Genomic DNA, 14908 nt, shown 5'->3' with positions numbered 1-14908 from the left:
TGACGGACGGCCGGAGTTGGAAGACACGATCTGGCGACAGAAGCAGTCAGACGGGAAGCCGGCTAAATTTACGAAGACTCCTGTCGACGAAAGATTCAGGTAGGAAACGGCGTAGGAAACGGACCTGTGCCGCTGCCTTGCCTGCCGTGTAGCGTCTCTTGGGTGATGTGGCATTGGCGGCCTTGACCACGATGCCGGCGACCAGTTCCGGTGCATCGCCCGCTTCAACAACCTCGCGCATAAGCTTCTCTGCATCGGCACGAGCCATGTCGTATTCGCGAAGCGGACGGTCCGGGTGCACGATATTCGCTTCGAAAGACGTGCGGGTGACGCCGGGCTCGACGAGAACGATGCGGATGCCCTGTGTGCGAACTTCGTGATCGAGAGACTCGGAATAGCCCTCGATCGCATGCTTGGTCGATGCATAGAGTGCATTGAAGGGAGCAGGAATAAGCCCAAGGATGGAACTCATGTTGATGATCCTGCCCTTTCGCTGCCGTCTCATCATGGGCAGGACAGCATTCGTCACGCGTAATGCGCCGAAGAGGTTCACATCGAAAAGAGCCTTTGCCTGCGCCGCTGAGGACTCCTCTGCGCCGCCAAGCAAACCCATTCCAGCGTTGTTGACCAGCAGATCGATCCGCCCGGCGTGAACCATTATGTCATCGACTGCTCTCTGCACGGATCTATCATCGGTGACGTCGCAGACCAGCATGGAGATGCCATCAAGAGTGCCCGCCATCGCCTTCCGACTGGTCCCAAACACCCTATACCCATCGCGCCGCAGCGCTCGCGCGGTCGCCAGCCCGATTCCGGAAGAAGCGCCTGTGACCAAGGCAATGCCGCGTTCTGTCTTGCTCATCCGTCTCCACTTTCACTTTGGCATGGAACGTCAATGGGCATTCTGTTACTATCAAATCAGTAGTAAGTCACTATCAAAAAGATATCGACATGAAGAATCTTTCGAATCAACCATGCCTGATCGCACGCAGCCTCGCATTGATCGGCGATGCATGGAGTATGCTGATCATGCGGGACGCCCATGCCGGGCTCACCCGCTTTGACGACTTTCGCAAGAGCTTAGGCATTGCACCGACGATGCTGACCAGCCGGCTATCGGCTCTTACGGAAGACGGCCTTCTCGAGAAACGGCGCTATTCGGAACGGCCTCCGCGCGATGAATACGTGCTGACGGCAGCCGGCCAAGATTTCCTGCCGGTGCTGTTTGCGATCGGCGCATGGGGGCGGAAGCATCGCCCGAGCAGCGGAGTGACCCGCTTCTTCGATGCTGAAAACGGTACGGAAATCGATCCTGTCACAATCGACCGCGCGACTGGTGCCCCGATCGGGACACGCCCCATCCGTATCGCCGCACCCGAATGATCCTTGTCGTTCGAAGAGAACGAGACGTATTTGCTCGGACGACGGGTTCTCGCCGGCGGTAAGGTTGTCGCCGTCCGTCGCAATTCTCAGCAGGACCAGCAACGATCCTGTTCCGCTAGGAGGATTTGAGGCGCTCGCCGCAGCTCAGGCCACCCGCTCAATCAAAATCGATCGCGTGCAGCTGGCTGCCGTGGCGCTTCAGCCAGGCCTTGGCTTCGTCCATGTCGGGGCAGAGCTTGAGGCAGAGCGCCCAGAAGCGCGGGCCGTGGTTCATCTCGCGCAGATGCGCGACTTCGTGGGCGGCGAGGTAATCGATGACCAGCGGCGGCGCCATGACGATGCGCCAGGAAAAGCTCAGGTTTCCCTGCGAGGAGCAGGAGCCCCAGCGGCTGCGGGTATCCTTCATGGTGATGGAAGAGACAGTCGCGCGGATGGCCTTGGCGTGGACCGCCACGTATTTCTCCAGATCGGCGCGGGCTTCCTTCTTCAGGAAGGTGGCGATGCGGCGGCCGGCATGTTCGGGCATGCCGCTGACGCGCAGCACCGGCCGGCCATCGATGATGACGGCTTCGGTGAGGCCGCGCAGGGTGCCGGTATGCTCGATCCGGTGGCGCACGCCGCGCAGCAGGATTTCGCTGCCGCCGCGCAGGCTGTTGTCGGCTGTGAATTTTGCGAGCTTGGTCAAAAGCCAGCCCTGATGCCGGTCGAGGAAGGCATTGACCTCACGGGCGGAAAGGCCGCGCGGGACGGTCATCTTCAGCGCCCGCCCGCCGGGCTCGATCCTGAGCGTGATGCGCGTTGCCCGCTCATGCTGGCGGATCGTCAGCGGCATCAGCCGGCCGGCGACATCAAGCGTGCGCGTTTCCGGCGCAGCCGGCTTGGCCTGCGGTTTGCGGGATCTGGAGAGCAGCGGAAACATGGAGGCAGTTTTATATGATTCGCCAAAGCGCGTCGCAATCTTTCAGATTCGCTCCTGGCGCTTTGGTCTTTGATTTACACATGTCGTGATCGCAAAACCGCTGCGCGCTTTTGCGCGACTTGCTTTGCGGTTTCTGGCAAAAGAAAACCGGCATCGGATGATGCCGGTTTCGACTATATGATGTGGTTGTTCTCACAGCCCATCACGGCGTCTGGAATTCGGTCGGCGAGCCGCCGCCATTGTCATTGCGCTTGACGCTGTTGCGTTCGCGCATGAAACGGTCGAACTCCTCCTGGTCCTTGGCGCGGCGCAGTTCGCGGGCATAGGCGTCGAACTCGGCGCGCATTTCGTCCAGCTTGCGGCGCTCCTGTTCGAGGCGCTCGAGCTCTGCCCGGCGCCAGTCGTCGAAGGCGACGTTACCGGTCGAGGAGAAGGAATGGCGATGACGATTACGATAGCGTCCGCAGCCACCAAACATGCCGTCGGTCCTTTCGTTTACATCCCGTTTGAATTCCCGCAAACGTTCCCCGAAGAGAATATAGGCGAGCATGGCGAAGCCGAGCGGCCAGAAGACCACGAAGCCTAGTACCATCAGGGCAATAGTAGCCGGAGTCCAATCCGGGCGAAGCAATGCAGATTGGTTCATTGTCAGGTATCCTCGCACGGCGCATCGCCCCTTAACCGACATCGGTCAATGGTCAGGCTTCTGCGCGGTTTTTAAAGCTCTACCTGCATCTCAGCGCGTTCCAAGGACGCGCGGCGCGGTAAACGGCCCGATCATCTGCGGTACCGTTGGAATCGAGATGGTAACCTCTTCGTGAGGCTTCAATGGCATTACGGAGCGGAATCGGACAAATACTTGAATCTGCCCGGATAATTCAACAAAAGCTAATAGTTTGCGCTGCAAGAGCGGTTCGGGCGCTCAACGAAGCTCCGAGCCGCTCTATCCATTTGATTTTGCTTACTCTCAGGCGGATTTTCCGCCCTTGATGACCCGCTTGACCACCGGCCGGCCGGTGCGGGCATGCTCGCGCGTGAAGGCCAGAATGCGCGGCGCGATCTCGCGGCGAAAGCGCGAGCCGTTGAAGACGCCGTAGTGGCCGACATCCGGCTGCAGATAGTGCATGCGCATATGGTCGGGAATATTGGTGCAGATGGTCTGCGCCGCATGGGTCTGGCCGACGCCGGAGATATCGTCGTTCTCGCCTTCGACGGTCAGAAGCGCGATGTTGCGGATGGCCGAGGGATCGACGCGCTCGCCGCGATGCATGAGTTCGCCCTTGGGCAGCGCATGCTTGATGAACACCTGATTGACGGTCTGCAGATAGAATTCCGCCGTCAGGTCCATGACGGCCAGATATTCGTCGTAGAAATCGCGGTGCTTCTCGGCCGGCTCGCCATCATTCTTGACGAGATGGACGAAGAAATCCTTGTGCGCGATCATGTGTCGATCGAGGTTCATCGACATGAAGCCGGAAAGCTGCAGGAAGCCGGGATAGACGGGCCGCATGAAGCCCGGCTGCGGCCAGGGCACGTTCATGACGACATTGTCGGCGAACCATTCCAGCGGCTTGTCCTTGGCGAGCTGGTTGACGGCCGTCGGATTGATGCGCGTATCGATCGGTCCGCCCATCAGCGTCATCGACGAGGGCGCCAGCGGATCGCCCGCCGCTTCCATCACGGCGGCGGCAGCAAGCACCGGCACCGAGGGCTGACAGACGGCGACGACATGCGTATCCCGCCCGAGGTGATGAAGCATCTCGATGACGTAATCGATGTAATCTTCCAGATCGAAAGTGCCGTCGGTCATCGGCACCATGCGGGCATCGATCCAGTCGGTGATGTAGACGTCAGCACCCGGCAGCAGGGCTTCGACGGTGCCGCGCAGCAGCGTGGCATAGTGGCCCGACATCGGCGCGACGATCAGGATGCGCGGATCGCTGCCGTGGCCGGCGGGCAGGCTGCGCTCGAAATGGATGAGATTGCAGAAGGGCTTCTTCCAGACGATCTTCTCGTACACAGACACCGGCTTGCCGTCGATCTGCGTCTCATTCAACCCGAATTCCGGCTTGCCGTAACGCCTGGTCGTGCGCTCGAAAACTTCGAGGCTTGCCGTCAACGTGCGGCCGAACACCGTATGCGAAAGGGGATTGAGCGGGTTGGCGTAGGCCAGGCGCATCATGTCTGCCGCAGCACGAAAGGGGGCGAGAGCGGCGTGATTGAGTTCGTAAAACTGATAAAACATGCGGGGCTTTACCTTTCGTGATGCGGGTATGCGACCTCGCAAATCACCTCGTCATTGAAACGCACGCGCCTTGCGCGCCGATGCTTTTACTGCCGCGATCCTCCAGTCACGCTGCGCAGACGGATGATCACGGCTCCTCGGGCGCGATCCTCATCCTTTAAGCTCTTATTATCCAACCTAACAGCTTTTGCTGCAGAGCAATATAACCGCGGTCGGTTCTTTCTATAAAAAATGCCGGAGAATCGCTTCTCCGGCATCAAGATTGATCTCAAAAAGTTAAAGTTCCTGAGCCTGCACGCCTTAAGCGTCGGCGAGGAAGGTCTGCTTCTGGGTGCCGAGGCCTTCCATGCCAAGCTCTACGACATCGCCCGGCTTCAGGTACTGCGGCGGCTTCATGCCCATGCCGACGCCCGGAGGCGTGCCGGTCGAGATGACATCGCCCGGGTGCAGCGACATGAACTGGCTGAGATAGGAGACGAGGAAGGCAACGCCATAGACCATGGTCTTTGTCGAACCGTTCTGCATCGTCTTGCCGTTGACCTTGAGCCACATGCCGAGGTTCTGCGGATCGGCGATCTCGTCCTTGGTGACCAGCCAGGGGCCGATCGGGCCGAAGGTGTCGCAGGACTTGCCCTTGGTCCACTGTCCCGAACGCTCGGTCTGGAAGGCGCGCTCCGAAACGTCGTGCGAGACGCAGTAACCGGCGACATAATCGAGCGCATCGGCTTCGCTGACATATTTCGCCTTTTTGCCGATGACGACGCCGAGCTCGACTTCCCAGTCGGTCTTTTCCGAGCCGCGCGGGATCAGCACATTGTCGTTCGGGCCGACAATGGCTGAGCTTGCCTTCATGAAGATGATCGGCTCCGGCGGCACGGTGGCGCCGGTTTCGGCGGCGTGGTCGGAGAAATTCAGGCCGATGCAGATGAACTTGCCGGTGCCGGCAACGCAGGCGCCGAGACGGCCTTCCGGCAGTTCCGGCAGGCTCTTCGGATCGAGGGCTGCGATCTTCGCAAGACCTGCCGGCGAAATAGCCTCGCCGCCGATATCGGCGACGTGGGCGGAGAGATCGCGGATCTTGCCATCGCTATCGAGAAGCGCCGGCTTTTCCTTGCCGACTTCGCCAACACGCAACAGTTTCATGGATTTTCCTTCCCTGCATTTTCAAAGACGAGATTGCTTTCAAAGCCAAGATTGGTGACACCATATATGAACGAATTATTCACCAGTGTCATCAATCGATTTCGAAGAGCATAGCATGTCCGGCCTTACAATGCCGGAACAACAGTTTCTCTACGAGGCGGGCAACGATCTTGCGATTTCGAGGATGACATCGAAAGCCGTGTCGACATCATCAGCCGTCGCTTCGAATTGACCGGCCTGGAAACGAATGACGAGACGGCCGCCGACACGGGTCTGCGTCAGGTAGATGCGGCCATCATTGTTGATCGCGGTGATCAGGCGCTGCGTATGCTCCTCCTGCACGACGCCCGCAGGCGCCTTGTGATCGAAGGAGAACAGCGACAGGAACGGTTGGGTGACGATCTCGAAATCGGGCTCGGCGGCAAGGCGCTTAGCCAGATTCTGCGACCAGGCGACATGGTTGCGGATCATCGTCCGCAGCCCTTCCAGCCCATGATAACGCAGGAGGAACCAGAGTTTCAGCGCACGGAAGCGGCGGCCGAGCGGCACGGACCATTCCGAATAGTTGATGATGCCGTCGTGACCATGCGTGCGCAGATATTCCGGCTGGATCGCCAGCGTGCGGACCAGCGCCTCCGGTTCGCGAACGAACTGGACGGAGCAATCGAACTGGGCACCGAGCCACTTATGCGGGTTGAAGACGACGGAATCGGCCCGTTCGACACCCTGCCAGAGATCGCGGAATTCCGGGCAGATCATTGCCGAGCCGGCCCAGGCGGCGTCCACATGCACGTAGAGCCCGTTCGCATGCGCGACCTCGACAACGGCGGCAATGTCATCGCAAGCACCGACGCTGGTGCCGCCAACACAGGCAATGACGCCGGCCGGCAGCAACCCGGCGGCGCGATCGCGCTCTATCGCCACGGCAAGCGCCTGCGGATCCATGGCCTTGTTCGGACCGCCTGAGGGAATGCGGACCAGATTTTCGGCACCGACGCCTGATATCCAGATGGCGCGATCGATTGAGGTGTGAACCTGATCGGTGGAATAGATGCGCACGGTCTTGTTGGCGACAAGCCCGCTGCGATTGCCTTGCCAATCCAGCGCTTTCTCGCGCATGACAAGCACGGCTGCAAGAGTTGCCGTCGACGCGGAATCCTGTATGACGCCGGTAAAGCTCTCCGGCAGGCCGAGGGCCTGGCGCAGCCAATCGACCACTTTGGTTTCCAATTCGGTGGCGGAGGGTGATGTCTGCCAGAGCATGCACTGGGCGGCGATGGCGCTGACCAGATATTCGGCGACCACGGAGACCGGCGCTGCATTGGCAGGGAAATAGGCAAAGAAGCGCGGATGCTGCCAATGCGTCATCCCAGGAACAAGGATATCCTCAAAATCCTTGAAGATATCCTCCATTGCTTCGCCGGATTCCGGTGGAGAATCAGCGATATGCGCGGATATCTCGCCTGGCGACATCTTCGCCCGTACCGGCCTGTCGCGAAGCGAGGCGCGATAGTCCGCGCCCCAATTTGCCGCCTTCTCCGACCATTGCCGGAACTCTTCCCAATTCATGACGGTCCTCCCCGCTCTATCGAATGAGGCGGACCTTAGACCGGTTTTGGTATAGGGTCGAGTATCAGAACAGCTCGTCGAGAGCGGGTCCGAGAGGCACGATACCGGTCGGATTGAGAGACGTTATCGAGTAGTAGCCGCGCTTGATATGATCGAAGCTGACGGTCTCTGCAATGCCGGGCCAATCCAGCATGCGACGGCAGAAGGACTGGAGATTGGCATAGTCCGACAGCCGGCGGAGATTGCATTTGAACAGGCCATGATAGGCGACGTCGAAGCGGACGAGCGTGACGAACAGCCTGATATCGCTTTCTGTGGGATGGTCGGTAAAAAGGAAGTCCCTGCCCTCCAATTCCGTCTCAACCCGATCGAGGCAACTGAACACCTCGTTGAAGGCTTCCTCATAGGCAATCTGCGTTGTCGCGAAGCCGGCGCGATAGACGCCATTGTTGAGGACGGGATAGATCCGGGCATTGAAACGATCGATATCTTCCCGTTTGCCCGCCGGGTAAAGATCGATGTTATTGCGGGCGAGATCGCCGAAGCCGTCATTCAGCATCCGCAGGATATCGGAGGACTCGTTGTTGACGATCGTGCCGGTCTGCTTGTCCCAAAGCACGGGGACGGTGGCGCGACCGGTGAAGGTTGGATCGGCCTTCGTATAAATCTCGTGCATATAGGTGGCGCCATTGACGGGGTCATTCGTAGCGCCGGGATAATCGCCAAAGCGCCAGCCCTGCTTGGATAGCACGGGCTCGACGATGGAAACGGAAATGGCGTCTTCCAGACCCTTCAGCCTGCGGCCGATCAGGGTGCGCGACGCCCAGGGGCAGATCAGCGCGACATAGAGGTGATAACGGCCGGCTTCCGCCTTGAAGCCACCCTCGCCCGTCGGGCCTGCCCGGCCATCTGGCGTGACCCAATGGCGAAAGCTCGACGTCTGGCGGACGAAGCCGCCCTTCTCATCCTTGGCCTGGACCGGCTGCCAATCTTCTGTCCATTTCCCGCTTACCAGCAAAGGTTTCGTCTCCGCGCGTTTTTCCTGGCTAAAGCATAGCGGAACAGAATTTCACTGGAATAACGCAAACTTGAAACAGACTGTCTACCTGACGCGTGCTGATGCGGCTATGTATGAAAACATGCAACGTATGATCAAGTTCACTGGAGCATCCCATGGCGAAGTCCGTTTCTACGGTTAGAACCGATCATGCCAGCCGCTATCTGCAGCAGCTCTGCAAGCATTGGAGCCACCGATTCGAGGTGGAATTCAACGAAACAGCGGGCAAGGTGCCGTTCAGCCCGGAGGCATCCCTTGGACTGACGGCAGACGCCGCCAGCTTGATCCTGACATTGAATGTCGAGAAGCCCGAAGATCTCGAGCGGATGCAAAATGTCGTCGCAGATCATCTCACGCGCTTTGCCTTCCGCGAAGAGCTCGAGGTGGCCTGGTCGCCCGATGCGAGCGCCGCTTAGATTTCTTGCCCCATTCCCAAGATCCGCAACTCGTTCACTTTGACGAAAGAAATCCCGATGACATCAAGCAACAGCCGCGAATCGCAATATCCGATCGACAAGCTCTTTCTGGATCGCTGGTCGCCCCGCGCCTATTCCAACGAACCCATGCCCGAGGCCGACCTGCTGACCATCCTGGAAGCTGCCCATTGGGCGCCGTCCGCCTCGAACCTGCAGCCCTGGCGCTTCCTTTACGCCTTGCGCGGTTCGGAACACTGGGAGAAGTTCCTGAGCGTGCTCGTCGAATTCAACCAGGGCTGGGTGAAGTCGGCGTCCGCGCTGCTTTTCGTCATCTCCCGCACCCATGGTGGTGAGCTTGGCTCCGCCGAACAGAAACCCAGCTACAGCCATTCCTTCGATGCCGGCGCAGCCTGGGGCTTCCTGGCAATCCAGGCACATCTAGCCGGCTACGAAGCACACGGCATGACCGGCTTCCATGTCGAAAAATCCTATGAAGTTCTCGGCATTCCCGATGGCTTCCGCGTCGAGGCTGCCGTGGCGATCGGCAAGATCGGTGACAAGAACCAGCTTCCGGAAAAGCTGCGCGAGCGCGAAGTGCCGAGCCAGCGCAATCCGCTTTCAGGCCTCGCCTTCAATGGCACCTTCATCGCGAAGTAATTGACATGAATAGAAAAGGCCCGCCTGGAGGTTCCAGGCGGGCCTTTTTCATTTCCGTGACAGGATGATCAAATGTCGAGATTGGCGACGCTCAGGGCATTGTCCTGAATGAACTCACGTCTTGGCTCGACCTCGTCACCCATAAGCCGGGCAAACAAGCCGTCCGCATCGGTCGCATCGTTGATTTTCACCTGCAGCAGTGTGCGGACGTTCGGATCGAGAGTTGTTTCCCAAAGCTGCTCGGCATTCATTTCGCCGAGACCTTTGTAACGCTGCATGGTCAGGCCCTTGCGGCCGGCGGTGAAGATCGTTTCCAAGAGCTTGCGCGGCCCGGAAACCTCGGTTTCGCCATCGCGGCGCACGAGCTTCGGCGGCACGATATAGGTCTCCTTGAGGCGAGTACCGAGCTGGTCGATGAGGCGCGCATCCTGAGAGCCGATCAGCGCCATGTCGAGAAGCACGACTTCCTTGACGCCGCGCACCATGCGCTCGAAGCGCAGCCCGCCTTCGCCCGTCACGACACCGTGCCAGCCACGTTCGGTTTCCTCGGCGATGAGGTCGAGCCGCTTGGCAACGTCATCCGCCAGAGCTTCTGCCCGCGCCTGATCGCTGACCAGTTCGGCATTGAGTGCGCCGGCAATGGCTGCCTGCTCGACAACATCGCGATTGTAGCGCGAATGCAGATTGTCGATCAGCGAGCGGAGACGCAGCGCGTCAGAGATAACTTCGCGCAGATCCTGGCCGGCGCGGACTTCGCCGCTGCCGAGCTGGAGGCTGGCCTCATCGAGGCCTTGCGCGATCAGATATTCTTCCAGCGCCTTCTCGTCCTTCAGATATTGCACCGACTTGCCGCGCGCCACCTTATAGAGCGGCGGCTGGGCGATGTAGAGATGGCCGCGTTCGATGAGATCGGGCATCTGGCGGAAGAAGAAAGTGAGCAGCAGTGTACGGATATGGGCGCCGTCGACGTCTGCATCCGTCATGATGATGATCTTGTGGTAGCGCAGCTTGTCGGCGTTGAATTCGTCCTTGCCGATACCGGTGCCGAGCGCGGTGATCAGCGTACCGATTTCCTGGCTCGACAGCATCTTGTCGAAGCGGGCGCGCTCGACGTTCAGAATTTTACCACGCAGCGGCAGGATGGCCTGGTTTTCGCGCGAACGGCCCTGCTTGGCCGAGCCGCCTGCCGAGTCGCCCTCGACGAGGAAGACTTCCGATTTGGCAGGATCGCGCTCGGAGCAATCGGCAAGCTTGCCGGGCAGCGAGGCGATATCAAGCGCACCCTTGCGGCGGGTCAGCTCGCGCGCCTTGCGGGCGGCCTCTCGGGCGGCTGCCGCCTCGACGACCTTGCCGACCAGAACCTTGGCTTCGGACGGATGCTCCTCGAGCCAGGTGCTAAGGGCTTCGTTGACCAGGCTTTCCACGACCGGACGAACCTCGGAGGAAACCAGCTTGTCCTTGGTCTGCGACGAGAATTTCGGATCGGGAACCTTGACCGACAGCACGGCCGTCAGGCCTTCGCGGCAATCATCGCCCGTCAGCGTCACCTTTTCCTTCTTGGTGATACCAGACGTATCGGCATAGGAGGTGATCTGGCGCGTCAGAGCGGCGCGGAAGCCGGCCATATGGGTGCCGCCGTCGCGCTGCGGGATGTTGTTGGTGAAGCAGAGCACGTTTTCGTGGTAGCTGTCGTTCCACCACATGGCCACTTCGACCGTGATGCCGTCCTTTTCGCTGCGGATCGAGACCGGCTTCTGAACGAGCGGCTTCTTGGCGCGATCGAGGTAGGCGACGAAGGCTTCCAGGCCGCCGTCATAGAGCATTTCTTCCTGCTTGACGTCGGAATGACGCTTGTCGGTCAGAAGGATGCGGACGCCGGAATTCAGGAAGGCCAGCTCGCGCAGACGATGCTCCAGCGTACTGTAATCGAACTCCGTCATGGTGAAGGTTTCGGAGCTCGGCATGAAGCTGACTTCCGTGCCGGTCGCATCGCCGGCATCGCCTGTTTGCTTCAGCGGCGCGTCGGCCACGCCATGGGTGAAGCTCATTTCATGGATCTTGCCCTGGCGGCGGATCTTCAAGCGCAACCAGACGGACAGCGCGTTGACGACCGAGACGCCGACGCCGTGCAGCCCGCCGGAGACCTTATAGGAATTCTGGTCGAATTTGCCGCCGGCATGCAGCTGGGTCATGATGACCTCGGCGGCGGAAACGCCTTCGCCGGTGTGGATATCAGTCGGGATGCCGCGGCCGTTGTCGGTGACCGTGACCGAACCATCGGGATTAAGGGTAACCGTGACGATATCGGCATGACCGGCCAAAGCCTCGTCAATGGCGTTGTCGACGACTTCGTAGACCATGTGATGCAGGCCAGAACCGTCATCCGTATCGCCGATATACATGCCGGGACGCTTGCGCACGGCATCAAGGCCTTTGAGAACCTTGATGCTGTCTGCGCCATATTCGGCGCTGCCGCCGTTTTCGGTTACGGATGTATCGGTCATTTATTGAAGTCTTTCCAGTGTTTAGAGAATCTCGCCGATTGCTGCCGAATCAGCGGTTTTTCTTGCCCTGAATATAGGATGTTTCACCCCGAACTTCCAAATGGAAGGCCCCAGAGTCAGGCATAAAGCAGGGGATTAAGGCGCTTTTCAGCCGGTTTTCCCGGCATTTTCCAGAACGCGGTCTAGCTCGCGAATCGTTGCCGCGTCAAGGTTGCGAATCTTGCCCGCCAAACGATTGACGAAGGCGGTATATTCGGGCGCAAGACCCGATGTGTCGACGACGACGCGCGGGTCTGAAAATCGCGCCAGCAGGAACAGTTCCTCGGCTTCGTCCCAGATGATGTTGAAATATCCGGCAATGCGTTGCAGCAGATCGAAGGTCGGCGTGCCGCGCTTTCCGTGTTCTAAGGCGGATAAATAAGCCGGCGTCACATTTAGAGCGGCCGCCATCTGCTTCTGCGACACGCCCTTGCGCAATCTCAGTTTGCGCACCGCTTCGCCGAAGGGGGTCAAAGCTTCTCTCCCTTCGCACGCGAGAGGCGGATATAGAGGGCGCCATCGCCGCCATGGTGCTGCGCCGCCGTCTCGTAGGAAGAAATCAGAAAGCGGAATTCCGGCTTGGAAAACCAGAGCGGCACAGCGCGCTTGAGGGCGCCTTCGCTGCCCATGGAACTGCCCTTGCCTGTGATGACGAGCACATGGCGGAGGCCGCGGCTATGGGCTCGCAGCAGGAAATCCAGCAGCATGCCATGCGCCTCGCTCTGGATCAGGCCGTGAAGATCGATGCGCGCCTCCAGCGCCAAGCGGCCCTTGGCGATCTTACGCTTGACGGGACGTTCGAGCGGATGATGGTGGCCGGCGGGCTGCTTCGCGGGTGTTGCAGCTTCCTGCGTCTCCGGGATTACGGACACCGTCTTTGCCTTTGCGGCGCGTGTGCTTTCCTCACTCTCCGCTTCAGTTGCGAGCGCCGCCTCGAAAGCCTCGACCTCCGCCATTCGGCCCGGCATGGGGCGCGTGCTTTTCGCCACCTTGCCCCAGAGGATGCGGTCCTCCGTGCTGAGCTTACGCTCCTTATCCTTTCGTTCCGGGGCCATCAGCCAAACCTTCGCGCTGCCGCCTTTGGAATGAGTATATAAAAATCGGCGTCGTTGCGCACGGTGCCGGCGAGCTCTCCGGCACCATAGCCCGAACCGGTAAAGATATCGCCGCGCGCCGGCCCTACGATCGCCGAGCCGGTGTCGAGCGCCAGCATCAGCCGGGCAAACGGCTTGCCCTCATCGAGGTGCTTGAGGCTTTCCGACCGGATGAAGAAGGGAAAGCCGAACGTATGGATCAGCCGATCGACCGCCAGCGAGCGGCCGGCGACCAGAGGCACCTTGGCGGCCGCAATCGGCCCCAGCGCTGGATCGCTGACATCGGCCTCGCGGAAGAAAATGTAGGACCGATTGTGCGCCAGAACTGCGTCGACCTGGTCCGGATGGGCATAGAGCCAGTCGCGGATCGTCTGCATGGAGATCGTCGCGCGATCCAGCAAGCCACGATCGATCAGCAGACGCCCGACGGCGGAGAAGGGATGCCCCGCCTTGGCTGCGTAGGTGATGCGGCCAAGTTTTCCATCCGGATAGCGCAGACGCGCCGCACCCTGCACATGCACGAAGAAGACGTCGACCTTGGATTTCGCCCAGGCGATTTCGAGGTCCTTGCCTTCAAGGTAACCGCGACCGATCTCGCCGCGGTCCGGATAGGCTGAAATCACGCCCTCGCTGAGGCGTCCAAACATATAGGAGGGGTCGAGATCCGCGGGCCGGTTGCTGTCGTCCAGGTCGATCAGATCGTCCGGCCGGCGATAGAAGGGATAGCGATAGGTTTCATCCGGTGTGGCCGAGACTTCGATTTCCGGTTCGAAGAATGCCGTCACGAAACCGTTTCCGCCATCGCCGCGGCGGATAAAGAAGGGCTGGCACTGCGCTTCGAAAAAGGCGCGGGCTTCGGCCGCATCTTGCGGCTCGTTTTCTTCCGCCGCGTCCAGCAGCATCAGGAGGTCGTCGGCCGTCAAGCCGGCCATGCCGGTGCGATAGGGCTTCACGTTGCGGATATGGGTCCGACAGTCCTTCATGGCGCGAAAAAGGCTGGAAGGATCATCATCCTTCCAGCCCTTCAGATCGGCGAAGGTTGCCGGCTCCAGCCTGAATTCCTGCGATGGGCTCGTCATTGTTCGGATTCGGTCGCCACAAGTTTCCAGTTCGGATCGCGGGAACGCGTATCGCGGGCAAAGGTCCAGAGATCGCTGATCTCCGCCACAGCTTCCGCATCGCCATCGATCAGTGCGCCGGCCTTGTCATAGGTGGCCGAGATCATCTGGCTGACGATGCGCATGGTGACGAAAGCTTCGGTCCCCTTCACCTCGGCGGTGACGATATCGGCCTTGTCGATGCCGACGAAGGTCGATTTGACCTTTTCACCCTTGCCTTCGCGATCGGCGATGGCTGCGTCGAAGCCTTCAAAAACTTCGCGGGACAGAAGCCCCTTCAAAGATTTGCGGTCGCCGTCGGCAAAGGCAATGACGATCATCTCGTAGGCCATGCGGGCGCCATTGACGAATTCCTTCGGGTTGAAGGAAGGATCGGCCTTGCTGACTTCGCGCAGCGAATTATTCAGCTGAGTGCCGGCCGGCGTGAAGGCGTCCACGGCTGCAAAACGATCTTCCTCTTCGGACGCATCGCGGCGCGGCAAGGTCACCACCTTGCCCGCATCCGGCGGCGTCGGGCCACTTGCCGGATCAGCTGAGCCATAGAGATCGCGCGGCGGCTTCTCGTTTCCCGTGCGGCGACCAAGGACACTGCGCAGCTGAAAGAAGATCAGCACCGCCGCCACCAGAAAAAAGATCGTCACAAAGTCGTTTGCACCCATCTCGTATCGGAACCACCGTTAAAATTAAAGTTTCAATCCCCATATAGTCCGCATCGATCTATCATTCAAATAGCGGACCAGTTTCTTTATTATATGCGAGAAACC

At 59.8% G+C, this 14908-nt stretch carries 15 protein-coding genes; 3 read left to right on the top strand and 12 right to left on the bottom strand.

The annotated features are described in order from the left end of the window. Window positions 1–46 precede the first annotated feature (46 nt). Window positions 47–862, bottom strand: coding sequence for an oxidoreductase (locus tag RHSP_RS29145; protein WP_004127493.1), 816 nt, complete (start codon window positions 860–862; stop codon window positions 47–49). Between the two features lie 89 nt (window positions 863–951). Here RHSP_RS29145 and RHSP_RS29140 point away from each other — a divergent pair, with 89 nt between their 5' ends. Then, window positions 952–1383 carry a winged helix-turn-helix transcriptional regulator gene (locus RHSP_RS29140; RefSeq protein ID WP_004127490.1) on the top strand — a complete coding sequence of 144 codons (432 nt, stop codon included), beginning with the start codon at window positions 952–954 and terminating at the stop codon, window positions 1381–1383. Between the two features lie 157 nt (window positions 1384–1540). Here the strand turns inward: RHSP_RS29140 and RHSP_RS29135 are convergent, their stop codons facing one another. From RHSP_RS29135 to RHSP_RS29110, 6 genes are all read right to left on the bottom strand, one after another. Next, on the bottom strand, window positions 1541–2302 hold the full coding sequence (locus RHSP_RS29135) for a M48 family metallopeptidase (protein ID WP_004127487.1): 762 nt from the start codon (window positions 2300–2302) through the stop codon (window positions 1541–1543). A 202-nt stretch (window positions 2303–2504) separates the two neighbouring features. Then, window positions 2505–2948, bottom strand: a complete 444-nt coding sequence (locus RHSP_RS29130) for a DUF2852 domain-containing protein (protein ID WP_004127483.1) — start codon at window positions 2946–2948, stop codon at window positions 2505–2507. A gap of 321 nt (window positions 2949–3269) precedes the next feature. Next, entirely contained in the window at window positions 3270–4547 is a 1278-nt protein-coding gene (locus RHSP_RS29125; protein WP_004127481.1) for a polyhydroxyalkanoate depolymerase, read from the bottom strand. A gap of 300 nt (window positions 4548–4847) precedes the next feature. Beyond that, on the bottom strand, window positions 4848–5690 hold the full coding sequence (locus tag RHSP_RS29120) for a fumarylacetoacetate hydrolase family protein (protein WP_004127478.1): 843 nt from the start codon (window positions 5688–5690) through the stop codon (window positions 4848–4850). A 150-nt stretch (window positions 5691–5840) separates the two neighbouring features. Then, window positions 5841–7259 carry a pyridoxal phosphate-dependent decarboxylase family protein gene (locus tag RHSP_RS29115; protein ID WP_004127475.1) on the bottom strand — a complete coding sequence of 473 codons (1419 nt, stop codon included), beginning with the start codon at window positions 7257–7259 and terminating at the stop codon, window positions 5841–5843. 64 nt (window positions 7260–7323) lie between these two features. Then, entirely contained in the window at window positions 7324–8277 is a 954-nt protein-coding gene (locus tag RHSP_RS29110) for a glutathione S-transferase family protein (RefSeq protein ID WP_004127472.1), read from the bottom strand. 155 nt (window positions 8278–8432) lie between these two features. Here RHSP_RS29110 and RHSP_RS29105 point away from each other — a divergent pair, with 155 nt between their 5' ends. Both RHSP_RS29105 and RHSP_RS29100 read left to right on the top strand, forming a co-directional pair. Beyond that, window positions 8433–8732, top strand: a complete 300-nt coding sequence (locus RHSP_RS29105; protein WP_004127469.1) for a DUF2218 domain-containing protein — start codon at window positions 8433–8435, stop codon at window positions 8730–8732. 57 nt (window positions 8733–8789) lie between these two features. Next, window positions 8790–9389 carry a nitroreductase family protein gene (locus RHSP_RS29100; RefSeq protein WP_004127466.1) on the top strand — a complete coding sequence of 200 codons (600 nt, stop codon included), beginning with the start codon at window positions 8790–8792 and terminating at the stop codon, window positions 9387–9389. A gap of 68 nt (window positions 9390–9457) precedes the next feature. Here the strand turns inward: RHSP_RS29100 and gyrB are convergent, their stop codons facing one another. The 5 genes from gyrB to RHSP_RS29075 form a co-directional block, all read right to left on the bottom strand. Further along, window positions 9458–11893 (bottom strand): DNA topoisomerase (ATP-hydrolyzing) subunit B, encoded by a 2436-nt coding sequence (gene gyrB / locus RHSP_RS29095; RefSeq protein ID WP_004127463.1) that lies wholly within the window; start codon window positions 11891–11893, stop codon window positions 9458–9460. A gap of 147 nt (window positions 11894–12040) precedes the next feature. Then, a complete protein-coding gene (locus RHSP_RS29090) occupies window positions 12041–12406 on the bottom strand; it encodes a helix-turn-helix domain-containing protein (protein ID WP_004127457.1) in 366 nt (121 codons plus the stop codon). After that, the gene (locus tag RHSP_RS29085) at window positions 12403–12987 is read right to left on the bottom strand and encodes a Smr/MutS family protein (RefSeq protein WP_004127454.1); all 585 of its coding nucleotides are present in this window, start codon (window positions 12985–12987) and stop codon (window positions 12403–12405) included. The genes RHSP_RS29090 and RHSP_RS29085 overlap by 4 nt, the downstream gene beginning before the upstream one ends. Beyond that, on the bottom strand, window positions 12987–14105 hold the full coding sequence (gene mltA / locus RHSP_RS29080; protein ID WP_004127451.1) for a murein transglycosylase A: 1119 nt from the start codon (window positions 14103–14105) through the stop codon (window positions 12987–12989). Before mltA ends, RHSP_RS29085 begins: the two co-directional genes overlap by 1 nt. Then, a complete protein-coding gene (locus RHSP_RS29075) occupies window positions 14102–14803 on the bottom strand; it encodes a Tim44/TimA family putative adaptor protein (protein ID WP_004127448.1) in 702 nt (233 codons plus the stop codon). Before RHSP_RS29075 ends, mltA begins: the two co-directional genes overlap by 4 nt. Window positions 14804–14908 lie beyond the last annotated feature (105 nt).

This window comes from Rhizobium freirei PRF 81, from assembly GCF_000359745.1.
Taxonomy (GTDB): domain Bacteria; phylum Pseudomonadota; class Alphaproteobacteria; order Rhizobiales; family Rhizobiaceae; genus Rhizobium; species Rhizobium freirei.
The sequence above is the reverse complement of the archived record's forward strand: the minus strand, read 5'-3'. Positions and strand labels throughout refer to the sequence as shown.